The sequence below is a fragment of the Streptomyces sp. NPDC088194 genome (assembly GCF_040702025.1).
GTDB lineage: Bacteria > Actinomycetota > Actinomycetes > Streptomycetales > Streptomycetaceae > Actinacidiphila.
In genome coordinates, this window is record NZ_JBFBIV010000028.1 from 84612 (window position 1) to 109492 (window position 24881).

Sequence of the window (24881 nt, forward strand, 5' to 3'; positions counted from 1 at the left end):
TCTACTGGCGACCGACACACGCGCCGACGATGGAGACTGAGGACGGGGATGCACGGTGAGTAGCCGGCACCAGCGCGAGCCACGAAAGAAGCCGCGGCACCCGTCCTTCGAAGGACGGTACATCTGGCACTCCGCCGCCGACGACCGGCAGTTGGCCGACGCCTGCGTGGATGTGCAGGCGGGCCGCTACCTGAGCGCCTCCGAAACCCTGCGGGAGACGCAGGACGACTTCGGCTTACGCGCGCATCGCTCGCTGGTGCTCGCCTCCGAGGCATGGGACTCGGACCTGACGGAGCGTTGGGTCGCCGAGGAGCCCTGCGCCGAGTCGGCGCTGCTGTGGGCCCGGGTCGCCGTCCTGCGGGCCCTGCGCGCCGCGGACAGCAAGGACGACCGCGCCACCGCGCTGTCCCGGATAGCCCTGGCCGCCTGCCAGCAGGCGGCCGGCCACGCACCGCAGGACCCGACCCCATGGGTGGCCCAACTCGCCCTGGCCCGCTTCCATCGGTCGTTCGACCCGGCCCCACAGGGCCTGCTGACCGCGCCGCCCGGACCCTGGCGGCTGCTGTCCCACATCCTGCGGCTCGACCCCTGGAACCGCGAAGCGCACCACCGCTTCCTGTCCATCTACTTCCCCCGCAACGGCGGCCGCGCGTCCGAAGTCTGGGACGTGGCCGCCTTCCTGAGTCAACGGGCCCCCAGCGGATCACCGCTGTCGCTGCTCCCCCTGGTGGCCCTGGTCGAGAACTACAACCCGTCGGCACCACTCGCCTACAAGATGTGGGAGCAACCGCCGTGGAGCACCGCGGCGTTGAGCATTTACCACAAGTGGCTCCCGAACGTGGCCGGTTACCGGTTCACGCCGGTGGTGGATCTGTCGTACCTCGCGCACGCGCTGGTCATGGCGCGCAAGGAGTTCGAGGCGCGGGCGGCCTTCATGTTGATGGGCCCGTATGCCTCACGCATGCCCTGGAGCGCGTTCGGCGCCCCGGAGGAACAGCTCACGAAGGCCCGAGAGGCATGCGGCCTCACGGTGCCCGGCGGTCCGTGAGCCCATACCGGTACCGGTCGACCAGATCCCACCAGAATGGACGGTTCGCATGTCTGACCCAGCAGTGACCAGCCGCGACAGGAGAACGGACCAGGCGGCACCGATCGCCCTGGACGACGACGCCACGCTGCATGCGATGGGCTACCCGCGGAAATTGACCCGGCGATTCCGGGCATTCGACAATTTCGCGATCTCTTTCACCATCATCAACATCATTTCCGGCATCTTCTCGGCGTTCGGGATGGGAATGGCCGGCGGCGGCCCGCGCATCCTGATCTTCGGCTGGATCGGGGTGTCGGTGATGGTGCTCTTCGTCGGGGCCGCCATGGGCGAGATCGCCTCGGCGTACCCGACCAGCGGCGCGCTGTACTTCTCCGCGGGCAAGCTCGCCAAGCGGCACAACGGCGCCTGGTCCTGGTACACCGGCTGGCTCAACTTCATCGGCCAGGTGGCCGGCACCGCCGCCACCGACTACGCCGCCGCGACCTTCATCCAGTCGTACATAGCCATGCAGTGGGACTACACGCCCACGCTCAAGAAGACCGTGCTGATCACCGCGGCCATCCTGCTGGTCCACGCGCTGCTCAACACGTACACCGTGCGGTTGGTCGCTCTCATCAACCGGATCTCCGTGTGGTGGCTGATCATCGGCCTGCTGGTGATCGTGATCTCGCTGATCTCGGTGCCCTCGCACCACCAGCACGCGAGCTACGCCTTCCACTACGTCAACACCACCGGCTTCCACAGCGCGATCTACGCCGGGCTGCTCGGTCTGCTGGTCACGAGCTGGACCTTCACCGGCTTCGACGGCAGCTTCCACATGTCCGAGGAGACCGTCCAGGCCACCGTCAACGCCCCCAAGGGCATCGTGCGCGCCATCGGCTACTCGGCGATCACCGGCCTGATCCTCATGGTCGCGCTGGTGTACTCGATCCGTGACTACGGCAGCGAGGTCACGTCGTCCGCGCCGCCGGTCCAGATCCTGATCGACGCGCTCGGCCAGGGCCTGTCCAAGGCGATCCTGGTCATCATCATCGGCGCCATGCTCTTCTGCGGCCTGGCCAACATGACCTCCAACACCCGCATGATCTTCGCGTTCTCGCGGGACGGCGCCATGCCCGGCTCGCGGCTGTGGCACTCCGTCTCCCCGCGCACCCGCACGCCCGTCAAGGCGGTCTGGCTGGCCGCGGCCTCCTCGCTGGTGCTGGTGCTGCCGGGCTGGTGGTCGCACACCGCGTTCAGCGCTGTGGTCAGCGTCAACGTGGTGGGCCTGTTCCTCTCCTACGGCATCCCGATCTTCCTGCGGCTGCGCCTGAAGGACGAGTTCGCCGCCGGCCCGTGGCACCTCGGCCGCTGGAGCAAGCCGGTCGGCATCGTCGCGGTACTGTGGATCATCACCAGCAACGTGCTGTTCATGCTGCCGCAGGCCACCCCGATCACCGCGAGCACGTTCAACTACGCACCGATCGCCCTCGCGGCGGTCCTGGTGATCGCGACGCTGTGGTGGTTCGCCACGGCCCGCAAGTCCTTCCACGGACCGGTCAGTTACGGCGGTCCCGACGAGGTCGCGGCGATGGACCTGGTCTGAGCGGCGGTCACCGCGCCGACGCAGCGGACCAGGCAGTAGCCAAGCGGGGAGTTCCAGCGGGACGATCCAGCAGGACGACCAGGCGGAGCGGCCCGGCAGAGGACCGGCAGCGCGCCGGCGGACCGGCACCATGCCGGCGGAAGGAGAGGAACGCGTGCGGGACGACCTCACCGTCACCCAGGCGACGGCTGCCGAGTGGGACGAGATCGTGGCGTGGACCGCCGGCGAGGGCTGGAACCCCGGCCACGGCGACGCGGCCCACTTCCTCCCGAGCGATCCGGCCGGCTTCTTCGTCGGCCGGCTGGACGGCCGCGTCGTGTCGGCCGTCTCGGTCGTGGTGTACTCCCCCGAGTACGCCTTCCTCGGCTACTACCTGGTCCATCCCGACCACCGCGGCACCGGCCTCGGCCTCGCCACCTGGAACGCCGCGCTGCCCCACGCCGAGGGCCGGGTGATCGGCCTCGACGGGGTTCCGGCGCAGCAAGCCACCTACGCGCGTGCCGGGTTCGCCCCGGCCTACCGCAACGTCCGCCACACCGGCCGTCCGCGCACGGCCGGTGCGGCGACGGACCCCGCGGTCCTCGCGGTGCAGCCGCACCACCACGGGGCGATCGCGGCGTACGACCGCGGCTGCTTCCCCGCCGCCCGCGCCGACTTCGTGTCCCGCTGGCTCACCGACGACGGCCACACCGCCCGGGTGCTGCTCGGTGCCGACGGCGGCGTCCGCGGGTACGGCGTCATCCGCCCGGCACACCAAGGCCACCGCGTCGGACCGCTGTTCGCGGACACCGCCGAGGAGGCCGGCGTCCTCTTCGACGCCCTCGTCGCCACGCTGCCGCCCGGGGCGGAGGTGGCCATCGACATCCCCGACCTGTACCCGGCAGCGGCGAAGCTCGCCGCCGACCGCGGCCTGACCGCCAGTTCGGAGTGCCTGCGGATGTACAGCGGCACGGCGCCGGTGAGCCGTGTCGAGGCGGTCTACGGCACCACGTCCCTCGAACTCGGCTGACCGGCACTGCTGACCGGCTCGGCTGATCGGACGGGCCGCATGACGGATCAGCCGACCGGCACGACCTCGATCGACGGCCGCCCCGGCGAGTCCAGGTACAACCGCTCCTTCCTGCCGTCCTGTTCGAGCTCGACCGTGAGCCGGTAGGGGTAGCGGCCGGGGGCGAGAGTGGCGACCACCGCGCCGGCCCAGTAGCAGTAGACCGGGGTGTACGGGTCCCGCATCCGGTCGGGCACGCCGTACCTCTTCAGGTCGGTGCAGACCTTCACCTCGGCGACGTCGTCCTCGTCGCCCTCCTCGCCGTCGAGGAAGACGACCCCGCCGATCCTGGGCAGCGGTGGCCAACTGCCGTCCGGGCGAGGCGACATGGCGATCGGCCGGACGATCCAGTTGAGCACCTGGCCCTGCTTGCAGACCGTCCGCAGGTCGGCGGTGCCCTGGCCCGCGCCGCCGACGCTGTTGTCCATCATGAAGACGGCGCCGTCCAGGGAGCGGGCGGCGGTGGCCTTGGCCACGTCCACGAAGGTGACGACGTTGAGCTGGACGGAGTTGAGCTGACCGGGGTAAGGACGGTCGGGGTCGGGCCGACCGGGCCGGTCGGAACCGGAGCCGAGGCCGTCGGGGTCGCGCCGCTGCCCGGCCGATGTCGTGGCGGGTCTCATGGCGGTGCGGTCACCTCTCCCAGGCCAGCAGCGGCGACAGTTCGGTGACCATCGGCTCGTTCCTGCTGCCCAGCAGGAACGCGATGCGGTACGGCGTGGCCGGGATGGCGTCCTTCTTCACGGTGCCGGTCCAGTACGAGATGTCGGTGCCCGGGTAGATCTTCCGGATCGGCTCGCACACCGACGGGTCGATCTCGACGGCGTCGATGGCCAGATACGCCTCGCACTCCAACGGGATCGCGGACCACAGGAGTTGGTCGCCGGCCCGGACCACGGTACGCAGTTGCTCGGTGCCGTGACCGGTCGAGCCGGCCGCCTTCCCGGTGTCGTAGAGGTACAGGTTGCGGTGCAGGGCGCCCGTGGCGAGCGCGCCCACCACGTCGATCACCGCGGCGATCGAGATCGGCCGCCGTTCGTCGTCCCGGCCCCGGCCTCCGCCGGCCGAACCCGCCCCGCTCGTCTGGTGCTTCGCCGCGGTCATCGCCCATCCCCTTCCGGCTTGCGGCAGTCCGCCGCGCCTGTGCCGAACCCGGCGGCGGCTGCGCGGATCGGCAGCGGCCCCAGTCCGGCCTTGGTGAACCCGTTGCGCTTCGGGGCGGTCCTGATCCTGACCGCCGAGTCGTACGCCAGCCGCACCGGCTCCCATCTCCACTGCCCGTCGCTCTCCACCGGTTCGTGCAGCTCGATCCGCATCGTGTAGCCGTACGTGCCCGGCCGGGTGGTGTCGACGGACGCGGACCAGTACCAGCCGTCGGTGACCTGGTCGGGCGAGCCGTAGACCGCCGGGTGGAGCACGCCCTTGTCGACCGCCTCGCCGACGATGGCACCGAGCACCGGCTCGGGGTGGGCGTGGCCCGCGGGGAACCAGCCGGACCTCGGGGTGTGGAGCCCGCCGGTGATGTCGGCGACCCGGCCGACCGGCTTGCCGCCCGGTTTGCCCACCGGCTTGCCGCCCGACGTGCCGCCCGCGCGGGCCGGGGTCCTGGCGGTGCCACGGCCGCGTTCGGCCGCGAGGTAGCCGCGCGGGACGGTCGGCGGGATCGAACCGAGGCTGTACAGCGCCCAGTTGATCACCTGCTCGTCGGCCTGCGAACCGTCGCTCCAGTAGCTGCCGTTGATCGCGGTGATCAGGTCCGCGCTGCCCTGGCCGACCGAGCCCTGGAGCCGCGCGTTGTCGAGGAGGTGAATGCTGCCCTCCAGGGTCCGGCTCTCCAGGGCGGCGGCGACGTCCACCAGCACGACGACCGCCACTTGCTGGTTCATACGGCCCACCTTCCATCTTCCTTGTACGGGCGCGGTGCGCGGCGTGCGGTGTGTGGTCCGAGGTGCACGGTGTGCGGTGCGCAGCGTTCCTACGGGCACAGCAGCGACGGGGTGTCGACGTACGCGAGGCTCGACTCGCCCCCGGACATGCGGAGTTCCAGCCGGTAGCGCTGCGGCACACCGCGCGGCATGTCGGCGGGGACCACGCCGGACCAGACCGCCAGGTCCGGTCGGGCGCTCTCCGGGACCTCCCCCACGTCCCCCGACTCCCCCTGCTCCGGGCCGAGGAACACGATGCGTCGGATCGCCACCGGCGTCTGCACGTCCAGCGGCACGGCCGACCACTGGACGACCTGGCCGGGGCGTACCACCGTGCACAGGTCGGGGGTGCCCTGCCCCTGGCTGTCGCACCCGCTGTCGTCCATCAGGCAGAGGTGGCCGCCGCGCAGGGTGCCCGTGGAGAGCGCCCCGACCACGTCCACGGCGACCGCGATGTTCACCTGCGGCTGCACGCGGGGCCTCACCGGGCGGTCCAGTCGGCCCTAACGTCCCGCACCAGCGGCACCTTGCCGACGGCGGTGTGCTCGATCTCCGGCGAGTCGCGGGGCACGAACCGCAGGTCGAAGCGGTATCCGCTCTTCGCGATCGACACCGGGTCGGCCTCCCACTGGTTGTACACGGACAGGGCCAGCGGCAGGCTCTCGGCGAACGCGCGCTGCACGCCGTGCGCGCCCAGCGCCTCGTCCAGCCGGTAGGCGGCGCCGGGCACGTCGTCGACGGCGGCGAGCAGGGTGAGCAGCTTCGACTCGCGGTGGTTGACGAACTGCACGTCGTGCGCGGCCTCGTCGAGGTCCAGCACCCTCCCGGCCCGCAGCCGGTCGCGCAGTGCGGCGTAGGCGCGGGCGGCGGCGTACTGCGTGTCGCCCAGGTGCAGGACGTCGCCGCTGCGGCCGGCGAACTCGAACCGCTGGGTGCGCAGGCCCGGTTCGTCGGTCCTGGGCCGGCGGATCATCCGGTCGCCGAGCTTGAGCCGCAGCAGCGGGGCCTCGTGGGCGTGCAGGCGGGTGACGACGAGTTCGCCCTCCGCCCCCTCCGGCACCCAGCGGCCGCTGTCGTCCACGATCTCCACCAGGTGCAGTCCGGGCACGGCCGCCAACCATGCTGAGGACTCGCTCAGTTGCAGGCCGATGGTCTCGGCCTGGGTGGCGGCGAAGTAGCTGAGGATGGACAGGTTCGGGTACATCGCCTTGAGTTCGGCGCGCTTGCGCCTGGCGAGCACCCCGCTGCCGTACATCGCCACCCGGAAGCTCTCCTTGGCCGGACGGCTCATGCCGGCGCCGAGTTCGGTGAGGATCGCGATGCCGGCGGTGATGCCCATCAGCGCCTTGGGGCCGGGGTAGGAGAACATCTGCTCGATGACGGCGGTGCCGACCGGGCCGGCGCCGATGTAGTTGACGCCCGGCACGCTCTGCAGGACACCGCCGACCATGGTGCCGCTGCTCCACATCTGGTAGTCGGCGAGCGTGGTGAACAGCCACTTCGGGTCGTCGCCGGTGAGGTGGGGGGCGAGCATGTGCCGGCCGATGAAGTCGCCGGCCAGCCGGTAGGTGTCCTGCAACTCCCGTAGCGAGTAGACCGTTTCGACCGGCAGGCCGCCGCTGGTGCCGCCGCTGGCGACGATCTCGAAGCCGCCGCGGGTCAGGGGCACGACCAGCCCGGGCCGTTCGCCCATGAACAACTCGCGCTGGGTGTCCTTGTCGGCGAGCGGTACCCGCTGCCACTCGTCGTACGTCGCCGGGGTGTCGGGCACTCCGGCCCCGGCCAGCCGCTCGCGCCACAGCGGGTTGAGCCGCACGGTGTGCACCATCTGCTGCAGCCGGCGGAGCACCAGCGTGTCCTGCACCTCGTGGTCCACCGCGCTGTACGGGGTGCCGAGCGTCTGCTCGCAGGCCCGCAACACGCTCAGGAAGGAGGGGAGTCGGGAGACCTGCTCGATGCTCGCCGGGCGGTGGTCGAGGTCGGGGATCAGCCGCCTCACCAGCTCGGTGCGGCCGGCCGCGGTGGTGTTCTCGGTCAGCATGCTCGCTCAACTCCCTGGCCGGCCGTCCGGATCTCCGCGAGCAGGGTCCGGAAGTGGTCGGCGGTGGTCCGGTGGTTCATCAGCACGACGCGCAGCGCGGCGGTCCCGTCGACGTCGACCTTCGAGATGAAGAAGTCGCCGCGGGCCTTGATCCGGTCCCTGATCGCGATCTGGTGGCGGTGCACGTGGTGCTCGGGCAGCCCGGGCGGGCGGTGCCGGAAGCACAGGATGTTCGCCTCCGGGTGGTGCAGCGCCTCGAAGTCCGGCGCGGCGCGGACCAGTTGGTATGCCCGCTCGGTGAGCCGGCACAGCTGCTCGATCCGCTCGGCGAACAGCGCCGGCCCGTAGACCGCCCACAGCACCCACAGCGGCATGATCATGGGGCGCTTGGTGCACTCCAGGTTCCGGTCGCCGCTGTCGAGCGCGGTGTAGAGGTCGGGCTCGTCGTCGAAGACGTAGCTGGCCCGCTGCCGGAAGGCGCCGGCGCCGGCGTCCTTGTCCCGGTGGAAGAGCAGGGTGCACGGCGCGGGCACGAACATCATCTTGTGCGCGTCCCAGGTGAGCGAGTCGGCCTTCTCGATGCCGCGCAGCCGGTGCCGCAGCCGCCCGGAGAGGAGCAGGCTCGCACCGTGGGCACCGTCGACGTGCAGCCACAAGCCCATCTCCCTTGCCAGGTCGCCGAGTTCGTCCAGCGGGTCGAACGCACCGAGCGCGGTGGTGCCGGCCGAGGCGACCAGGCAGAAGACGTCCAGGCCGCGGGCCTTGGCGGCGTCGAGCGTGCTGCGGGCCGCGTCGGGGTCGATCTGCTTGGCGGCGTTGAGCGGCAGCCGGACGATCTGGGACTCGCCGACGCCGATCACGCCGGCCGCCCGGGCCACGCTGTAGTGGGCGTCGGCGCCGATCGCGATCGCCGGTCGGGCCCCGCGCCCGCCGAACGCGGCGGCGCCGTCGGCCCAGAAGCCCGGGAAGGCGCGGTTGCGGGCGGCCAGCAGCGCGGTCAGGTTGGCCAGCGAACCGCCCGACGTGGTGGTCATGCAGAACCGCCCGGGGTCCCAGCCGATGTACGCGTTGAGCTCGGCGGCCATGATCTGCTCGGCCACCTTGGGCAGTTGGGCGGCCTCGTAGAACGACGAGGGCTGGTTGGCCACCGATCCGGCGAACTCCACGACGGCCGCGAGCGGCACCGAGCCGGTGAACTGCCGGCCCATCGCACCCGGCGAGTGCACCTGGATGCCGGTCTCCAGGTAGAGGTCGACGATCGCGGCCAGCCGGTCCCCGTCGAAGCCGGCGACCCGCTCGCGCTCCCGCGTCATCAGCGAGCGCGCGGTCTTGGCCAGCACCCGCGGGTCAGTCAGTTCGAGACCGCGCACGGAGTGGTCGCCGATGTGCCGGGCCAGCTGTCCGAGGGTGCGCTCGGCGGCCGTACGGAAGTGCGCGGGACCGAACGCGGCTGCCTCCGGCGGGCCTTGGGCAGGCTCGTCCGCGTCGCGCGACTCGGTGTACGGCTCGGCGTACGGCTCCGACTGCTGCGACGGAATGCGACCCGCGGCCCCTACCGCGGCCGCATGGGGCTCTGCCATGCGTGGTCCCCCTCGATACAGCGTCCTGCTGCTCGGAGGATGGCAACGCCGTTCCGTGGACGTCTACGCGCTTCACTCACATAGGGTGCGAGATTCGCCCGTACGGCCCAATCCGGGCGCAGTTGCGCGCGGGTGTGCGAAACGGACGCCCGCGAGGGGGTGGATGGGGACGCGGACCACGGCGACGGCGGCAGCGCGGACACCGTAGGCACGGCGCCCGACGACGGCTGCGCGGCGAGGGAGGCACGGCGGTCGACGACGGCTGCGCGGCGAGGGAGGGCTACGCGGGGAGGAACGGCCGGAGCATCCGCCGCAGGTCCGCCTCGCCGAGGATGTGCAACGCGCGGGCCGCGATCCTGCCTTGCGCGTCGATCACGACGGTGGCCGGCACGCTCTGCGGATTGACGCTGTTCCTGGGGAACTTCAGCACCTCCCGCCCGGACGGGTCGAACAGGCTCGGGTAGGGCAGGGCGAACCGCTTCGCGAAGGCCGCGGCGTTCGTCCGCGAGTAGTCGCGGGTGTCGATACCGAGGAACCGCACACCCTGCGCGCGGGTGGACGCGGCGACCGCGGCCAGCCCGGGCGCTTCCGCGCGGCAGGGACCGCAGTTGCTGGACCAGATGTTGATCACCACCACGTGGCCCTTGTACGCGGCGAGGCTGTCGCGGCCGCCGCTCAGCGTGCTGCCCGCCAGGTCGGGCGCCGCCACGCGCCGGGTGGCGGCGATCGGCGCGAGGTCGTCGGTGCCGGCCGACGTGGAACCGCCGCCGCCCCCGCACGCGGCGAGCAACGGGGCAACGGCCGACGCGACGAGCAGCGTTCGCGGGGTACGGCTCCACCGCACCCGGCCCGGCCGGCGCGGCGCTTCCCGACGGGGAATCCGGATCACGCCGCCCAGCCTCGCACAGGGTCCGAACTCCCCTTCATCCGGGCCGGGTTCGAACTCGCCCTCGCCCGCGCCGGGTTCGAACTCGCCCTCGCCTGCGCCGGGTTCGGGTCGGCGCCTGATCCGCACGCACGCGCTCCGCGTGGCCCCACCACGCGACGCAGCGCGCGGCAGGGCGGTCACGGCAGCGTCAGCACCCGCGGGCCGGACGGGGTGACGGCGACGGTGTGTTCGATGTGCGCGGCACGGCTGCCGTCGGTGGTGCGCAGGGTCCAGCCGTCGTCGGCGGTGAAGTAGGCGTTGCGCCCGCCGGACATCAGCATCGGCTCGATCGCCAGCGTGAGGCCGTGCCGCAGCGGGAAGCCGCGGCCGGGGCGGCCGCGCCCGGGCACGTGCGGGTCCTCGTGCATCCGCCGCCCGATGCCGTGGCCGCCGAAGTCCGGGGGCATGCCGCAGCCGGCCGCGTCGGCCACCTCGCCCACCGCGTACGAGATGTCGCCGATCCGGTTGCCGGCCACCGCGGCGGCGATCCCCGCGTCGAGCGCGCGCTGGGTGGCGTCGATCAGCGCGACGTCCTCGGGGCGGGGCGTGCCGACGATGAAGCTGATCGCGGCGTCGCCGGTCCAGCCGTCCAGTTCGGCGCCGCAGTCGATGCTGACCAGGTCGCCGTCGCGCAGCCGGTAGCCGTCGGGGATGCCGTGCGCCACGGCGTCGTTGACCGAGGCGCAGATCACCGCGGGGAACGGCACGGACGCGAACGACGGCCGGTATCCGAGGAACGGCGAGCTCGCGCCCGCTTCGGCCAGCACCGCGCGGGCCACCTCGTCCAGCTCGGTGAGCGATACGCCGACCGCCGCGGCCGACCGCGTGGCGCCGAGCGCGTCGGCCACCACCCGCCCGGCCTCGCGCATCGCGTCCAATGCCGCGTCCGTCTTGATCTCGACCATGGAACGCGCCTCCCCATTCTCATACCGGATAACTATCCCGGTATTAGTATCACGTCCATGGTGCGCAATCCCCTGACCCCCGAGGAGCGGGCCCGTGGCGAACGCCTCGGCGCCTTGCTCCGCGCAGCCCGCGGCGACCGGAGCATGACCGCCGTCGCGGCCGCGGCCGGCATCTCCGCGGAGACGCTGCGCAAGATCGAGACCGGCCGCGCCCCCACCCCGGCCTTCTTCACGATCACCGCCCTCGCCAACGCCCTCGGCCTGTCCGCCGACCGCCTGGCCATCGAGTGCAGCCCACCGGAGCCCGAAGCCCTGACCGCCTAGCACCCGGCGCCTGACACCCGGTCTCCAGCACCCGGCACCCGGCGCCCCGCACCCCGGAACCCGGAACCCGGAACCCGTCCGACGCCACCACCGCGCCGAACCCGAGCCGGCCCGCGCACCCGGCCTCCATGCAAACGTTTCACCCCGCGGCCCACCCACCCGCGGCCCGCCACCCCTGGACCGGCCGGCCCGACCCGCCCCCGCAGCCCGCCTCCAACCGCCGCCTCCCCCACCACCGTTGGCACAGATATGGGGCGCCGGACCCTGGACGCTCGCGCGGCACAGCACATAGTCTCGCGTCGTTCCGCCATTATGAATCGTTTCACACCTATCGTGGGAGCCGCGCACCCCTCCCGTGCGCGACCGTTCGAGACGCGAGGCGCCCGGCGCCCTTCGGGCGGAACTGTCATGTTCATGACCTGATGCGACAGGAGCCGACATGGACCGCCCGACCCATCCGACCGATCCGACCCGCCCGACCCATCCGACCCGCCCGGCGGGCAACCCGGCGGCGCCCGCCCGCCGCACGGTGCTCAAGTCCCTGGGCGCCGCCGGTGCCGCCGCCGCGGCCGCCCCGCTGCTGCCCGCGACCGCCGCACACGCCGAGGGCGCCGCGGGAGCCGCCGCGCCGCTGCCGATCGACTGGCACGCCGCCGGCCGTGTGTCGAAGACCACGCCGACGCTCCAGGTCGTGGTGAACCCCAAGATCCGCCGGGAGTCGCCGATCCACGACAGCGTCTACCGCGCGCTGCGCAACCTCGACACCGACTACGTGCGCTTCGTGCCGTGGTTCCCCTACCCGAAGCTCGGGGTGGCCGAGCTGGAACCGCCGGCCGACGGCCGTACCAGCTGGGACTTCTCGCTCATCGACCCGCTCGTCGAGGACTTCGAGAAGGCCACCCGCGGCAGATCGACGATCCTCAACTTCAGCACCATCCCGGAGTGGATGTGGCAGCCCACGCCGTGGACGCTGGAGGACGGTGCGCTGCACGTGGTCGGCGGCGACATCGGCATCGCCGCGAGCGGCACGGACTGGACCGACTACACCTTCGCCGTCGACGTCACCCCGCGGGCGACCGGCGTGCAGGACGGGTCCGACTACGCGCAGGCGGGCTGGACGGTCCGGATGCGGGACCCCGGCAACGGCTACGGGTTCCTGCTGTCGAACTACCCGTACAGCGCCCCGGCGCAGAGCGGCTACCTCGTCTTCGTGCCCTTCAAGGACGGCCAGTCGGGCCCCGTCCGGGCCACCGCGCTGCCGTTCGCGGTCGAGGACGGCCGGACCTACCAGGTGCGCACCACCGCCGCCGGCTCCACCCTGACCGTCAGCGTGGACGGCACGGACGTGCTGACCGTGCAGGACGACACCTTCGCCGCCGGAACGGTCGGGTTCCGCGAACACGGTTCGGAGTCGGCCGACTTCGACAACGTCGTCGTGACGTCGGCCGACGGGACGACGCTGCTCTCCGACGACTTCTCCGGCGACCTGTCCCGCTGGACGGCGCCCGTCGCCTACCCGGACGACCCGGACGCGCCGGACTTCGGCTACTCGCAGGGGCAGCGCCTGGCCGTGCCGGTCTCGGTCGTCGCCGACTACTACCGGCGGCTGGTCTCCTGGTACACCGCCGGCGGCTTCACCGACGAGTACGGCGCCTTCCACCGGTCGCCGTACCACTACCAACTGCCGTACTGGGAAGTGCTCAACGAGGTCGACTTCGAGCACGCGATGACCCCGCAGGAGTACACGGAGCTGTACGACGCGATCGTCACCGCGATCCACGAGGTGTCACCGCGCACCAAGTTCGTCGCGCTGGCGCTCGGCAACTCCGCCGGCTTCGACTTCTACCGCTACTTCCTGGACCGGGCCAACCACCGGCCGGGCGTCCCGCTCGACCTGATCAGCTACCACTTCTACGCCGTGCCCAACTCCGCCGACACCGCGGACGACTACGGGCCGGACGGCTTCGCGCAGGCGGACGGGTTCCTCGCGACCGTCGCCCAGGTCGAGCAGATCCGTACCTCGCTGGCACCCGATGTCCGCACCACTGTCGACGAGTTGGGCACGATCCTGCCCGACTCGGCCACCCAGTCCGACCCGGCGCCGATCCCCGACGCGTACTGGAACTTCTCCGGCGGGCTCTACGCCTACGTCTTCGCCCGGCTCGCGCTGATGGGCATCGACATCGTGGGCGAGAGCCAGTTGATGGGCTACCCGAGCCAGTACCCGTCGGTGTCGATGCTGGACTGGACGACCGGCGGGCCCAACGCGCGTTATCGCGTGCTGGAGTTGATCCTCGACGAGATCCGGCCCGGCAGCCGGCTGATCGAACTCCCCGACCAGCCCTCGGGCGACGTGTACGCCCTCGCGCTCGTCGACAGGGGCCGCCGCAAGGTGCTGCTGGTCAACAAGACCAACGCGCCGGTCACCGTCACGATCGACGGGCTGCGCGGCGCCCACGTCAGGGTGGTGGACCAGAAATCGGCCGGCGGCGACATCCGCGGCGAGTGGAGCGGCGCCGACTCCTACCCGCTGGGCGGATACGCGGTCGCGGTGGCGACGCTCACGACGTGACCGGCTGACCGGCTGACCGGGGCCGACCGGTTGAGAGGGCCGTTACGCTCGGCCCAACCGACCTGTGGAGGCCCCGTGTCCGGGTACGTCACCGTGCAGACCACGACCGACAGCGCCGAACGCGCCGAGCAGCTGGCACGGGTGGCGGTCGAGGCCCGCGCCGCGGCCTGCGCGCAGATCGACGGGCCGATCCGCTCCGTCTACTGGTGGGAGGGCGAGGTCCGGGCCGAGCAGGAGTGGCGGGTGCTCCTCAAGACCCCGGCCGAGCGGTACGACACGCTCGAAGCGCTGCTCGAGTCCGCCCACACGTACGACACTCCGGAGATCATCGCGGTGCCGATCGAGCGCGGCAGCGCGCCGTACCTGGCCTGGCTCGACGCGGAGACGGCCGCGGGCTGACCGGCCACCGCCACCGCCCGCCGGCCCGCCCGTACGCTCCCGCGATCGATCGATCGATCGGGAGGTACGGGCGGGCCGGCGGGCGGATGGGCGTACGGGCAGGCGTCCCTGCGGGCGTTACGCCGCCACCGGCTCCTCGGCGATCTGCTCGGCGCTGGGCGCCAGCCGCGGCGACAGCGCGGTGACCGCGATCGCCACCACCATGAAGGCGGCCGCGACCAGCAGTCCGCGGTGGAACCCGGCCACCAGCGCGTCGGACTGGGAACTGCCGTGCGCGAGGTCGGAGGTGGTCTTCGAGGTGGACAGCGTGGTGACGACGGCGAGCCCGAGCGCGCCGCCGACCTGGTTGAAGGCGGTGACGACACCGGAGGCGGCGCCGGCCTCGTGCGCGGAGACGTCGGCGACCGCGGCGATCTGCGAGGGTACCGCCACGGACGTGATGCCCGCGCCGAACAGCAGCAGGCCGGGCAGGAGTTGGCCGGCGTACGACCCGTCGGCGCCGGCCGCGGTGAGCAGCAGCAGCCCCACCGTGCTCATCATCGCGCCACCGATCTGCACCGGGCGGGTGCCGAACCGGGTGACCAGCGGGGTGGCCGCGACCGCGCCGAAGATCGCGGTGCCGCCCATCGGCAGGAACTCGACCCCCGCGTGCAGCGCGCTGCCGTGCCTGACCTGCTGGAGGAAGATCGCGGTGAGGAAGAACATCGACAGGAAGCCGGCCCCGTTGAGCGCGAGCGCGCCGCCGGCCGTGCTCAACGCGCGGGAGCGCAGCAGCCGCAGCGGCACGAGCGGCGCCGCCGCGCGGGACTCGACCACCAGGAAGCCCGCGAGCATGGCGACGCCTGCGACCAGGCAGCCGATCACCTCGAACGAGGACCAGCCGACCGGCTCGGCGCGCACCACGCCGTAGACGACCGCGAGCAGCCCGCCGGTGCCGAGCAGCGCGCCCGGCAGGTCGAACGAGCGCGCACCGGCGCGCCGCGGGAAGTGCCGTACGAACAGCGGCGCGGCGATCACCAGGCCGACCACGATCGGCACGTTGACGATGAAGACCCAGCGCCAGCTGAACGAGTCCACCAGCACGCCGCCCGCGACGACCCCGAGGGTGCCGCCGAGTCCGGCCAGGCCGCCCCAGATGCCCATCGCGATGTTGCGGCGGCGGCCGTGCTCGAAGGTGACGGTGAGGATGGACAGCGCGGCCGGCGAGAGCATCGCGCCACCCAGCCCCTGGACCGCGCGGGCGGCGATGAGCAGCCCGGGCGAGCCGGCCAGGCCGCCGGCCAGCGAGGTCACGCCGAACAGGACGAGCCCGGCGACGAAGATCCGGCGGGCGCCCAGCAGGTCGGCCGCGCGGCCGCCGAGCAGCAGGAATCCGCCGAACAGGAGGGTGTAGCCGCTGATCACCCATTGCAGGCCGTCGGTGCTGAAGCCGAGGTCGGACTGGATGTCGGGGAGCGCGACGTTCACGATCGTCACATCGAGCACCACGATGAACTGAGCGAGGGCCAGCACGGTGAGCGTGGCCCAGGGACTGCGTCGCATGGCGTCTCCGCAGGTAGCTGGTGGGAGCAGATCCGGGCAGGCCGGAACGAGCAGGTACGCCGAATGTGTACGGCGTATGCTTACGGAGTCACCATACATGAGACGTGTACGACGTATACCTAGTGACCTGTGCGTGGCGCCGTGGCCGGGCGCGGACCGCGCGCGGGATCGACGGGTACGGACCCTGCGTACGATGTACACAACCGAGCTGATCGGAAGGCGAGAGATGGCCGCGCAGAAGCGACTCAACCGCGACGAGCTGATCGCGACGGCCTTGTCCCTGACCGACACGGAGGGCCTGGGCGCCGTCACGATCCGGCGGGTCGCCCAGCAGCACGACGTGACGCCGATGGCGCTCTACCGGCACTTCCCGGACAAGGAGGGCCTGCTCGACGCGGTCGCCGAGAGCCTGCTCGCCTCGGTCGAGATGCCCGAGCCGGACGACCGGCCCTGGTACGAGCAGCTGGAGGGCGTGCTGACCGCCGTGGTCAAGGCGCTGGTGCCGCATCCGAACGCCGCCGTGCTGCTGCTCACCCGGATCACCGGGAGCGAGCCGGGCCTGGACATCACCGAGCGGGTGCTCGCCCAGCTCGGCTCCGCCGGGATGGACGTCCAGCGGGGCGCGGACAGCTCCTGCCACGTCCTGGCGTCACTGATCACCCTGGTGATCGGCGAGCCCGGGCACGCCTCGGGCGACGCGGAGGAGCAGGAGGCCGCGGTCCGCGCCAAGCGGGCCCACCTGAACTCCCTCTCGCCGCGCCGCTATCCGCACGTGGTGGCCGCGGCCGGCCCGCTCGCCGATTGCGCGAGCGCCGAGTTGTACTACCGCCGCGGGATCGAGCTGATCGTCACCGGCCTGCGCGGCCTGCGGAGCGGGTCGCAGCCGGTGGCGGGATAGCCCCGACCGCGACTCGACCGCGACCCCGACTCCGACCGCGCCGGCTCTCCTACGGCCCGGCGTCCACCCGGCGGGGTCCGGTCCGGGAGCCCGGTTCGGGGGTCCGATCCGGGAGTCCGGTGGGGCCGCAGGTGCTACCACGTCACCGAGGCCGGCCGGGCGGAACCGCGGGCGTGGCCGACCGGGGTCGAGCCGAGCCGCACCGTACGTGGCGAAGTCGCTCTCCGCGCCTTCCTGTTGTCCATCCCCGCCCCGGAGGACGCCGCCGGTCCGGCCCGGGCGGAGGAGCGGTGCCACCGCCAACGGGCCGAGGAGAGCCGCCGGTTGCGCGACCTGGCGACCGCCCCCGGCAGCTCCGGGTTCGGCGCGTACGTGGCGGAACCGGGGGTACGCCTGTCCGCCGCCACCGCGAAATGGGCGCGGTGGCCGCCGAACGCCTCGAAGCCGAGGCGAAGGACGCCGGCTCCGGCCGGCCCCGGACCCCGGACGGGAACGCGCACCCCCCTGCGCCCCGGACGGCGACACCCACCCCTCCTGACCCCGCGTCCGTCGCCCACGGTGAGCGGGCCCACGGCGACAGGCACGGAGAATTAACTCCAAGTACCTTCTGCGGCCAGATCTACGCGCGTATCTTGAGCGCGTTCGCGCGTGTCTCCTCCTCCCTCCCCGGGGGCGGTAGCGCCCGCGGCACCGTAAATCGCCCACCGCACAAAGGAGATCCCCTCCGGTGTCGCACTCCCCTGAGGGCGCCTCGCGCCCCGCGAGACCCGGTACGCCCGGGCAGGCCGCGCCTTCCGCGCAGGCCGCGTCCGCCACGCACCCGCCGCGCTCGGCCCTGCTGCGCAAGCGGGTCCTGCCGTTCGGCATAGCCGGCGCCGTCGTCCTGGCGGGCATCGGCGTCCACTCCGCTTTCGCCACGCCGTCCGCCGACGCCGTGATCGCCGAGGTGTACGGCGGTGGCGGCAACGCCGGTGCCACCTACACCAACGACTTCGTCGAGCTGGCCAACTCCGGTGCCGCCACGCTGGATCTGAGCGACTACAGCATCCAGTACCTGTCGGGCGCGCCGACCGCGACCTCCAAGTGGCAGGCCACCCCGCTGACCGGGTCGCTGGCCGCGGGCGGCCGCTACCTGGTCGGCGAGGCCGCCGGCACCGGCGGCAGCACCGCGCTGCCGGCGCCGGACGCGACCGGGAACATCGCGATGTCCGGCACGTCCGGCACCATCGCCCTGGTGCAGGGCGCCGACCCGCTGACCTGCGTGACGGCGGCGGACTGCGCCGCGGACTCCCGGGTCAAGGACCTGGTCGGCTACGGCACGGCCGTGGTGCACGAGGGCAGCGGCCCGGCGGCCGGCGCGAGCAACACCGCGTCGGTGGCGCGCAATGCCACGCTGACCGACACCGACGACAACGCGGCCGACTTCACCGCGGGCGACCCGACCCCGCAGAACGCCGCGGGCACCGGCGGCAGCGGCCCGACCTCGCCGCCCACCACCCCGCCCACCACGCCGCCGACGTCACCGCCGGCCACGGTGAAGATCCACGACATCCAGGGCGACACCCGGGTGTCGCCGTACGAGGGCAAGGCGATCAGCGGCGCGACCGGCATCGTCACCGGCGTGCGCGCCTACGGTTCGTCGCAGGGCTTCTGGTTCCAGGACCCGCACCCGGACAACGACCCGCGCACCAGCGAGGGAATCTACGTCTACACCAGCTCCACTCCCACGGTCTCGGTCGGCGACAGCGTCTCCGTCGCCGGTACGGTCTCGGACTACTACCCGGGCGGAACCACCGCCGGAGGCCAGGCCGTCACGGAGATCACCAAGCCCACGGTGACCAAGATCTCCAGCGGCAACCCGGTGCCCGCCCCCGTGGTCCTCGACGACAAGAAGGTGCCCGACTCCTTCGCGCCCAGCGCGGGCGGCGGTTCCATCGAGAGCTTCCCCCTGCGCCCGTCCGAATACGCGCTCGATTTGTACGCTTCCCTCGAAGGGATGAACGTCCAGATCGGCGACAGCCGGGTGGTCGGCGCCACCGACCCGTACTCCGAGCTGTGGGTCACGGTGAAGCCGAAGCAGAACCCGACCAAGCGCGGCGGCACCCTCTACAAGGGCTACGACGACCCCAACTCCGGCCGGCTGATGGTGCAGTCGCTCATCCCGACCTCCACCTCCGCGTTCCCGACCGCGAACGTCGGCGACACGCTGAAGGGCACCACCACCGGCCCGCTGGACTACAACCAGTTCGGCGGCACGTACGCGCTCCAGGCACGCACCCTCGGCACCGTCAAGAGCGGCGGCATCAAGCCCGAGGTCACCGCGAAGGCGTCGCCGGACCAGGCCACCGTCGCCACGTACAACGTGGAGAACCTGGCGCCCGACAACCCGCAGTCGAAGTTCGACGCGCTGGCCAAGGGCCTGGTCACCAACCTGCGTTCGCCCGACGTGGTGGCGCTCGAGGAGATCCAGGACAACGACGGCGCGAAGGACGACGGCGTGGTGGCCGCCGACCAGACGCTGACGAAGCTCACCGCCGCGATCGCCGCGGCCGGCGGCCCGCACTACCAGTGGCGCGGCATCGACCCGGTCAACGACAAGGACGGCGGCGAGCCCGGCGGCAACATCCGCCAGGTGTTCCTCTTCAACCCGGCCCGGGTCGGCTTCGTCGACCACGCCGGCGGCGACTCGACCACCGCGGTCGGCATCACCGGCAAGGGCGACAAGACCGAACTCACCGCCTCCCCCGGCCGGATCGCGCCGAACGACCCCGCGTGGAACAGCAGCCGCAAGCCGCTCGCCGGCGAGTTCACCTTCCGCGGCAAGAAGCTGTTCGTGATCGCGAACCACTTCGACAGCAAGGGCGGCGACCAGGGCGTCGACAGCCGCTTCCAGCCGCCGGTGCGCAGCTCCGAGGTGCAGCGGGTGCGCCAGGCGATCCTCGAGCACGACTTCGTGGAGCAGTTGGAGGCCGCCGACCCGAAGGCCGACGTCGTCGTCCTCGGCGACCTCAACGACTACCAGTTCTCGCCCGCGGTGTACGCCCTCACCGGCAACGGCAAGGCGCTGACCGACCTGGTCAACACCCTCCCGGTCGCGGAGCGTTACTCCTACGTCTACGAGGGCAACTCCCAGGTGCTCGACCACATCCTGGTCAGCCCGAACCTCGGCAAGCACGTGGACTACGACGTGGTCCACATCAACTCCGAGTTCGCCGACCAGACGAGTGACCACGACCCGCAGGTCATCCGCCTCAAGCCGTAACTCGTACGGCGTAACGCCTAGCACGCAGCACGCCGCGGGCAACGCTCGTCAGGGGCGGGCCTGTTGACGGGTGGCGGCGGTCACGGAAGTGGCCGCCGCCGCCTGTTGGCCACCCGCCGCGCGACTGCCGTACCCGCCGCCCGCGGCCCGCGCGGCGAACCTCAGCGGTGGCCCAGCACGTTGACCACCCGTCCGCTGGGGTCGCGGACGAAGAAGCGCCGCACACCCCACTCCTCGTCCTGCAGTGGGTGGACGATCTCGGCGCCGCTCTCCCGCATGAGCGCGTAGGCCGCGTCCACGTCGCTCACCTCGACGCTCAGGTCAGGGGTGACGGGCGCGGTCCTGTCCTCGCTCATGATGCTGATCTGCGCGGCCGGGCTGGACGGGGAGGCGAGCGTCATGATCCAGCCGTGGTTCATGACCTCCTCGAAGCCCAGCAGCCCGTAGAACTCCCGGCTCTCCCCCGCGGCTTCGGAATGGATGTTGGGCACGACCCGGCGAACGGTCATCGACGACTCCAAGTACGGACGGACGGACGTGTTTGCGTGCCTCCAGGAGTACTACGGCGCGCTGACCGACGCACGTTCACCGGCGCGCTCGGACGCGTCGACAGGGCAGACTGGTCGCCGCACCGGCGTCCCCCGGCGCGTCGCCCGGCGCGTCCCCCGGCACCGTACGAAAGCGGACCAGATGACCACACCGACCGATCGCGTCGACCACGAACTGATCCGGGCGGCGGCCGATGTCGCGGCCACGGCCTGCCGGGGCGACAACCACACCATGGCGGCCGCGGCCCGCGCGCGGGACGGCCGCGTCGTCACCGCGGTGAACGTCTACCACTTCACCGGCGGCCCCTGCGCGGAACTGGTCGCACTCGGCACAGCCGCCACCCAGGGCATCGACGACCTCGTCACCATCGTCGCCGTGGGCAACCGCGAGCGCGGCGTCGTGCCCCCGTGCGGCCGCTGCCGCCAGGTCCTCCTCGACTACTTCCCCGCCCTGACCGTCATCGTCGGCGCCGGCGACCAGCTCCGCGCCGTCCCGATCACCGCGCTGCTCCCCGAGAGCTACGTCTGGGCCGACCACCAACTCGACTCCGACTGACGGGGGTTGCCCTCCACCGATGGCGCGCGACGACAAGAAGCCCCGACCGCTGCGCCTCCTCCGGCGCCATCGCCACCGCGGGCGGCTCCTGGCTGACCCTGCGCGAACCCGGCACGGCCCGGGCCTTCCCGGACGAGGCCACGGCCCGCGGCTGGGACCCGTCCACCCCGGCCACCCCGGCCGCCGAACAGCTCGACGGCCGGCCCCCGTACGAGACCCTCACCGACCCGAGCCGCCCGCCGACCCTCAGCCGAACCCCCGCCGCACCCGTACGACCGGCTCCCTGACGTCCACCGGGTGGTGCGCCTTTCCCGCGGCCCGGGCTCAGGCGGGGCGTTTGGCGACGACGACCACCCCGGGGCCGACCTGCTCGTCGGCGGGGAGCCGGAGTTCGGCGACGAGGCTCAGGCCGGCCCGTTCGATCAGGTCCACGAGTTCTTCCGGCCGCCACTTGTGCGTGGTCCACCGAACGGACACGCCGCCGTACGCCTCGGTGCGCACCGCGTCCTCGTCGCCGACGTGGGTCGCGGTGATGAAGTGCCCGCCGGGCTTCAGGGCGCGCGCGAACATGGCGAGCACCTGCGGAAGGACGTCGCGCGGGAGGTTGAACAGCGACCACCATCCGAGCACGCCGCCGAGGGACCCTTCCGCGAGGTCGAGTTCGGTGGCGGAGGCGACGTCGAAGCGGCACTCCGGGTGCAGCCGGCGGGCGTTCTCGATCATGCGGGGCGAGAGATCGACGCCGGACGCGTCCAGGCCGCGCTCGACGAGGTAGGCGGTCACCGTTCCGGGTCCGCAGCCGACGTCGAGTACCGGGCCGAGGTCGCTCACGGTGTCGGCGAAGGCGTCCATGGTCGCCTTGAGCCAGGGCTGGAGACGGATGTCGCCGAGCCCCGTCGTCGCCACCATGTGAACGTAGTTGTCCGCCACCCGGTCATAGGACTCGCGAACCTTGTCGAGGTCGGCCGGGCGGTCAACGGAGTGTGCACGCATCGGCCCACCATAGGACGACGGCCCTGGGGACGGCAGGACAACAGGCGATCGGTGCACGGGGAACGCGGAATCCGCTGCGCCCGCACCCCATCGGGCGCAACGGCAACGGCGGCCCCGGCCGCCACGGCCACCACGGCCGCCACGGCGCGGAAACCGGTGGCCCCGCGGACTGCGGCCATGCACACTGACCCCGTGATCGACTCCCAGCCGCCTGCCGCCGCGCTCACCTGGGCGGCGGAAGTCGCCGGACCCGAAGCCTCCGCGCACACCGTACGGCGACTGCTCGGGGGCACCCACGCCGCCACGCACCTGCTGGAGACCGTGGACCCGGCGCACGAGATGATCCTGCACCGCTACCCGCCCGGCGACCGCGCCGCCGCTCGGGCGGCCGTCGTCCTTGCGGCGCTCGACGGGCTGGGCGGCTGGGCGCCTCGGCTGCTCGGCGCCGACCCCGAAGGAGAGCGGTTCGGCGAACCCGCGACCCTTATCACCCGTCTCCCGGGCCGCTCGGACATCACACCGGCGTCCCCCGAGGTGGCGGCGGTCCAACTGGGCCGCACCCTGGCCCGGCTCCACGAGGTCCCGCTCCACGGGCTCACCGGACTGCGCGACGGAATGGCGACCATCAAGGACGCCGCCTCCGCCCATGCCGCCGCCTCCTCCGACCCGGGCACCGGCACCGCTCCCGCTCCCGCTCCCGCTCCTGCCTCGGCGATCCTGGCCTCCCACGGCCACCGCCTCACCGAGGAAGCACCGGTCCTGACGCACTACGACTACTGGTCGGGCAATGTCCTGTGGCAGGGGGACCGGCTCACCGGCGTCATCGACTGGTCCGGCGCCTCGCTGGCACCGCGCGGCTTCGACGTGAGCTGGTGCAGGCTCGACCTCGTCCTGCTGCACGGCCCGGCCGCGGCCGAGACGTTCCTGGCCGCGTACGAGGAGGCGGCCGGCCAGAACCTGCCCGCCATGGTGCTGTGGGACCTGTTCGCCCTCACCAACTCGCTTCACTCCGTGGAGACTTGGTACCCAAACTACCAGGATCTCGGGCGCACCGACCTCACCCCGGCAGAGCTCCGCACGCGCCACACCGCGTGGACCGACGACCGCCTCGCGCACTACCGCGCGCTCCCGTCCTCCGGGCGGATCTGAGCGCGCCACCCACCGCCCACCACGCGCCGCCCGCAACCCACCACCGGCAACGCGGCACCGCACCAGTCGCGTACGGCGACCGGCATCCCCAACGGACCACCCAACGGCCCGCGTTACGCCCCCGCACACCCCGAGCACCTCCGCGCGCCCTCCCGCGCCCCCGCCGAACGGATCACTGTGGGACAGGAGTTGCGCAGGGTTTGTGTGGGGCGGGTTGACTCCCAGGAAGCGGGGCACTAGACCACTGTCTGACCGAGAGAGCGCTCTCACGGGCGTAGCGACCCTGTACACGGACCCCACCCGGGCAGGAGAGATGCATGGCAGCCGTATGCGCGTCGTGAACTCAGCGCTCGCTCATGGCACTTGCGCGCCCACGGGCGCAACCCCCCACAGATTCCGATCGGGACAGGAGATCGCATGTCCAGCGGACAGGTACCAGAGCAGGAAAAGGCGCAGGGCGGGCCAGGCCGCACGGCGCGGCGCACCCGCAGGCCGAAGGGACGGTTGGCGCTGACCGCGCTGGCCGTGGCCGCGCTGAGCCTGGCCGGGATGACCGCGGCCACGGGCACCGGAAGCGCGGCCGCCCCGACCGCGGCCACCGTCGCACCGAACGACGTGCCCGCGCCGCCTGCCGGCTTCACCACCACCTGGAGCGACGACTTCAACGGCGCCGCGAACACCGGTGTGCCGTCGTCGGATTGGAAGTACGACACCGGGCCGGGCAGCAGCTTCGGCACCGGTGAGATCGAGACGATGACCAACAGCACCTCGAACGTCTACGAGGACGGCAACGGCCACCTGGTGCTGAAGGCGCTGCACGACGGGTCGGACCCGGGCTCGGGCTGGACGTCGGGCCGGATCGAGACGCAGAGCGACAGCTTCGGCGCGCCCGCCGGCGGCGTGGTGATGATGCAGTCCTCGATCCAGCAGCCGGACCTGACCACGGCCAACGGCGCGGGCTACTGGCCCGCGTTCTGGATGCTCGGCTCGACGCTGCGCAGCGGCACCACCTGGCCGACCTCGGGCGAGGTGGACATCCTGGAGGACATCAACGCCCGCAGCTCGGTGTTCGGCACGCTGCACTGCGGCACCAACCCGGGCGGCCCGTGCAACGAGTCGACCGGCATCGGCTCCGGCGAGCACGCCTGTTCCGGCTGCCAGACCGGCTACCACACGTACGCGGTGCAGATCGACCGCTCGGTGTCGCCCGAGCAGATCCGCTGGTACCTGGACGGGCAGAACTACTTCACCGTCAACTCCACGCAGGTGGACGCCACCACGTGGGCGAACGCCGTGGACCACCCGTTCTTCATCATCTACGACCTGGCGATGGGCGGCGGCTTCCCCGACGCGTTCGGCGGCGGCCCCAACTCCTCGACGGTCTCCGGCGGTCAGATGAACGTCGACTACGTCGCGGTCTACAACAAGGCGCCGTAGCCGCTCGAGCGTCGCACCGCACCACTCCACGCACCGCGGCACCGCCTGTGGCGCGCGGGGAGGCCGGCCCGCAGGGCGTCGAGTTTCGCCCGCTCCCCGGCGCCGAGCGGTGCCTGGCTCGCGCCTTCGGAGTGCGTG

At 72.2% G+C, this 24881-nt stretch carries 22 protein-coding genes; 11 read left to right on the top strand and 11 right to left on the bottom strand.

The features are described 5' to 3' along the window. Positions 1–121: 121 nt before the first annotated feature. The 3 genes from AB0399_RS17860 (at position 122) to AB0399_RS17870 (ending at position 3645) form a co-directional block, all read left to right on the top strand. Positions 122–1048: a hypothetical protein gene (locus AB0399_RS17860; RefSeq protein WP_329373875.1), complete on the top strand. Its 927-nt coding sequence runs from the start codon at positions 122–124 to the stop codon at positions 1046–1048. A gap of 136 nt (positions 1049–1184) precedes the next feature. Next, a complete protein-coding gene (locus tag AB0399_RS17865; protein WP_328474546.1) occupies positions 1185–2636 on the top strand; it encodes an amino acid permease in 1452 nt (483 codons plus the stop codon). 154 nt (positions 2637–2790) lie between these two features. Next, positions 2791–3645, top strand: a complete 855-nt coding sequence (locus AB0399_RS17870; RefSeq protein WP_366411930.1) for a GNAT family N-acetyltransferase — start codon at positions 2791–2793, stop codon at positions 3643–3645. A 47-nt stretch (positions 3646–3692) separates the two neighbouring features. Here the strand turns inward: AB0399_RS17870 and AB0399_RS17875 are convergent, their stop codons facing one another. The 8 genes from AB0399_RS17875 to map form a co-directional block, all read right to left on the bottom strand. Next, entirely contained in the window at positions 3693–4307 is a 615-nt protein-coding gene (locus AB0399_RS17875) for a hypothetical protein (protein ID WP_366411931.1), read from the bottom strand. A gap of 10 nt (positions 4308–4317) precedes the next feature. Beyond that, a complete protein-coding gene (locus AB0399_RS17880) occupies positions 4318–4788 on the bottom strand; it encodes a hypothetical protein (protein ID WP_366411932.1) in 471 nt (156 codons plus the stop codon). Further along, positions 4785–5570: a hypothetical protein gene (locus AB0399_RS17885; RefSeq protein WP_366411933.1), complete on the bottom strand. Its 786-nt coding sequence runs from the start codon at positions 5568–5570 to the stop codon at positions 4785–4787. The genes AB0399_RS17880 and AB0399_RS17885 overlap by 4 nt, the downstream gene beginning before the upstream one ends. Positions 5571–5659: 89 nt before the next feature. Beyond that, positions 5660–6082 (bottom strand): hypothetical protein, encoded by a 423-nt coding sequence (locus AB0399_RS17890; RefSeq protein ID WP_329364411.1) that lies wholly within the window; start codon positions 6080–6082, stop codon positions 5660–5662. An 8-nt stretch (positions 6083–6090) separates the two neighbouring features. Further along, entirely contained in the window at positions 6091–7650 is a 1560-nt protein-coding gene (locus tag AB0399_RS17895; protein ID WP_366411934.1) for a hypothetical protein, read from the bottom strand. After that, entirely contained in the window at positions 7644–9230 is a 1587-nt protein-coding gene (locus tag AB0399_RS17900) for a pyridoxal-dependent decarboxylase (RefSeq protein ID WP_366411935.1), read from the bottom strand. The genes AB0399_RS17895 and AB0399_RS17900 overlap by 7 nt, the downstream gene beginning before the upstream one ends. A gap of 280 nt (positions 9231–9510) precedes the next feature. Beyond that, positions 9511–10119: a TlpA disulfide reductase family protein gene (locus AB0399_RS17905; RefSeq protein ID WP_366411936.1), complete on the bottom strand. Its 609-nt coding sequence runs from the start codon at positions 10117–10119 to the stop codon at positions 9511–9513. Positions 10120–10295: 176 nt separating this feature from the next. Further along, positions 10296–11063 carry a type I methionyl aminopeptidase gene (gene map, locus AB0399_RS17910; protein WP_366411937.1) on the bottom strand — a complete coding sequence of 256 codons (768 nt, stop codon included), beginning with the start codon at positions 11061–11063 and terminating at the stop codon, positions 10296–10298. A 57-nt stretch (positions 11064–11120) separates the two neighbouring features. Between map and AB0399_RS17915 the strand changes: the two genes are divergently transcribed. The 3 genes from AB0399_RS17915 to cutA all read left to right on the top strand — a co-directional run bounded on the left by AB0399_RS17915 (position 11121) and on the right by cutA (position 14358). Beyond that, on the top strand, positions 11121–11387 hold the full coding sequence (locus AB0399_RS17915; RefSeq protein ID WP_366411938.1) for a helix-turn-helix transcriptional regulator: 267 nt from the start codon (positions 11121–11123) through the stop codon (positions 11385–11387). A 439-nt stretch (positions 11388–11826) separates the two neighbouring features. After that, the gene (locus tag AB0399_RS17920; RefSeq protein WP_366411939.1) at positions 11827–13959 is read left to right on the top strand and encodes a family 16 glycoside hydrolase; all 2133 of its coding nucleotides are present in this window, start codon (positions 11827–11829) and stop codon (positions 13957–13959) included. 75 nt (positions 13960–14034) lie between these two features. After that, the gene (cutA, locus tag AB0399_RS17925) at positions 14035–14358 is read left to right on the top strand and encodes a divalent-cation tolerance protein CutA (protein ID WP_329364424.1); all 324 of its coding nucleotides are present in this window, start codon (positions 14035–14037) and stop codon (positions 14356–14358) included. A 117-nt stretch (positions 14359–14475) separates the two neighbouring features. Here cutA and AB0399_RS17930 read toward each other — a convergent pair whose 3' ends face one another. Further along, positions 14476–15900, bottom strand: a complete 1425-nt coding sequence (locus tag AB0399_RS17930; protein WP_366411940.1) for an MFS transporter — start codon at positions 15898–15900, stop codon at positions 14476–14478. 193 nt (positions 15901–16093) lie between these two features. Here AB0399_RS17930 and AB0399_RS17935 point away from each other — a divergent pair, with 193 nt between their 5' ends. Together AB0399_RS17935 and AB0399_RS17940 are read left to right on the top strand one after the other, a co-directional pair. After that, positions 16094–16798 carry a TetR/AcrR family transcriptional regulator gene (locus AB0399_RS17935; RefSeq protein ID WP_329364428.1) on the top strand — a complete coding sequence of 235 codons (705 nt, stop codon included), beginning with the start codon at positions 16094–16096 and terminating at the stop codon, positions 16796–16798. Positions 16799–17651: 853 nt separating this feature from the next. Further along, on the top strand, positions 17652–20060 hold the full coding sequence (locus tag AB0399_RS17940) for an endonuclease/exonuclease/phosphatase family protein (protein ID WP_366411950.1): 2409 nt from the start codon (positions 17652–17654) through the stop codon (positions 20058–20060). Between the two features lie 161 nt (positions 20061–20221). On the opposite strand, the gene AB0399_RS17945 is transcribed toward AB0399_RS17940, so the two are convergent. Continuing rightward, positions 20222–20569, bottom strand: a complete 348-nt coding sequence (locus AB0399_RS17945; RefSeq protein ID WP_366411941.1) for a VOC family protein — start codon at positions 20567–20569, stop codon at positions 20222–20224. A gap of 181 nt (positions 20570–20750) precedes the next feature. Between AB0399_RS17945 and AB0399_RS17950 the strand changes: the two genes are divergently transcribed. Then, the gene (locus AB0399_RS17950) at positions 20751–21164 is read left to right on the top strand and encodes a cytidine deaminase (RefSeq protein ID WP_366411942.1); all 414 of its coding nucleotides are present in this window, start codon (positions 20751–20753) and stop codon (positions 21162–21164) included. A gap of 324 nt (positions 21165–21488) precedes the next feature. On the opposite strand, the gene AB0399_RS17955 is transcribed toward AB0399_RS17950, so the two are convergent. Then, on the bottom strand, positions 21489–22157 hold the full coding sequence (locus tag AB0399_RS17955) for a methyltransferase domain-containing protein (RefSeq protein WP_366411943.1): 669 nt from the start codon (positions 22155–22157) through the stop codon (positions 21489–21491). Between the two features lie 177 nt (positions 22158–22334). Here AB0399_RS17955 and AB0399_RS17960 point away from each other — a divergent pair, with 177 nt between their 5' ends. Both AB0399_RS17960 and AB0399_RS17965 read left to right on the top strand, forming a co-directional pair. Continuing rightward, the gene (locus AB0399_RS17960; protein ID WP_366411944.1) at positions 22335–23306 is read left to right on the top strand and encodes an aminoglycoside phosphotransferase family protein; all 972 of its coding nucleotides are present in this window, start codon (positions 22335–22337) and stop codon (positions 23304–23306) included. Positions 23307–23723: 417 nt separating this feature from the next. Further along, positions 23724–24743 carry a glycoside hydrolase family 16 protein gene (locus AB0399_RS17965; RefSeq protein WP_366411945.1) on the top strand — a complete coding sequence of 340 codons (1020 nt, stop codon included), beginning with the start codon at positions 23724–23726 and terminating at the stop codon, positions 24741–24743. Positions 24744–24881 lie beyond the last annotated feature (138 nt).

What these genes read in the sequence shown, in the direction of transcription:
- AB0399_RS17865 (WP_328474546.1), top strand. Translation starts at nt 1,185, where the DNA reads ATGGGCTACCCGCGGAAATTGACCCGGCGATTCCGGGCATTCGACAAT.
- AB0399_RS17875 (WP_366411931.1), bottom strand. Translation starts at nt 4,307, where the DNA reads ATGAGACCCGCCACGACATCGGCCGGGCAGCGGCGCGACCCCGACGGC.
- AB0399_RS17880 (WP_366411932.1), bottom strand. Translation starts at nt 4,788, where the DNA reads ATGACCGCGGCGAAGCACCAGACGAGCGGGGCGGGTTCGGCCGGCGGA.
- AB0399_RS17885 (WP_366411933.1), bottom strand. Translation starts at nt 5,570, where the DNA reads ATGAACCAGCAAGTGGCGGTCGTCGTGCTGGTGGACGTCGCCGCCGCC.
- AB0399_RS17895 (WP_366411934.1), bottom strand. Translation starts at nt 7,650, where the DNA reads ATGCTGACCGAGAACACCACCGCGGCCGGCCGCACCGAGCTGGTGAGG.
- AB0399_RS17900 (WP_366411935.1), bottom strand. Translation starts at nt 9,230, where the DNA reads ATGGCAGAGCCCCATGCGGCCGCGGTAGGGGCCGCGGGTCGCATTCCG.
- map (WP_366411937.1), bottom strand. Translation starts at nt 11,063, where the DNA reads ATGGTCGAGATCAAGACGGACGCGGCATTGGACGCGATGCGCGAGGCC.
- AB0399_RS17915 (WP_366411938.1), top strand. Translation starts at nt 11,121, where the DNA reads ATGGTGCGCAATCCCCTGACCCCCGAGGAGCGGGCCCGTGGCGAACGC.
- AB0399_RS17920 (WP_366411939.1), top strand. Translation starts at nt 11,827, where the DNA reads ATGGACCGCCCGACCCATCCGACCGATCCGACCCGCCCGACCCATCCG.
- AB0399_RS17930 (WP_366411940.1), bottom strand. Translation starts at nt 15,900, where the DNA reads ATGCGACGCAGTCCCTGGGCCACGCTCACCGTGCTGGCCCTCGCTCAG.
- AB0399_RS17935 (WP_329364428.1), top strand. Translation starts at nt 16,094, where the DNA reads ATGTACACAACCGAGCTGATCGGAAGGCGAGAGATGGCCGCGCAGAAG.
- AB0399_RS17945 (WP_366411941.1), bottom strand. Translation starts at nt 20,569, where the DNA reads ATGACCGTTCGCCGGGTCGTGCCCAACATCCATTCCGAAGCCGCGGGG.
- AB0399_RS17950 (WP_366411942.1), top strand. Translation starts at nt 20,751, where the DNA reads ATGACCACACCGACCGATCGCGTCGACCACGAACTGATCCGGGCGGCG.
- AB0399_RS17955 (WP_366411943.1), bottom strand. Translation starts at nt 22,157, where the DNA reads ATGCGTGCACACTCCGTTGACCGCCCGGCCGACCTCGACAAGGTTCGC.
- AB0399_RS17960 (WP_366411944.1), top strand. Translation starts at nt 22,335, where the DNA reads ATGCACACTGACCCCGTGATCGACTCCCAGCCGCCTGCCGCCGCGCTC.
- AB0399_RS17965 (WP_366411945.1), top strand. Translation starts at nt 23,724, where the DNA reads ATGTCCAGCGGACAGGTACCAGAGCAGGAAAAGGCGCAGGGCGGGCCA.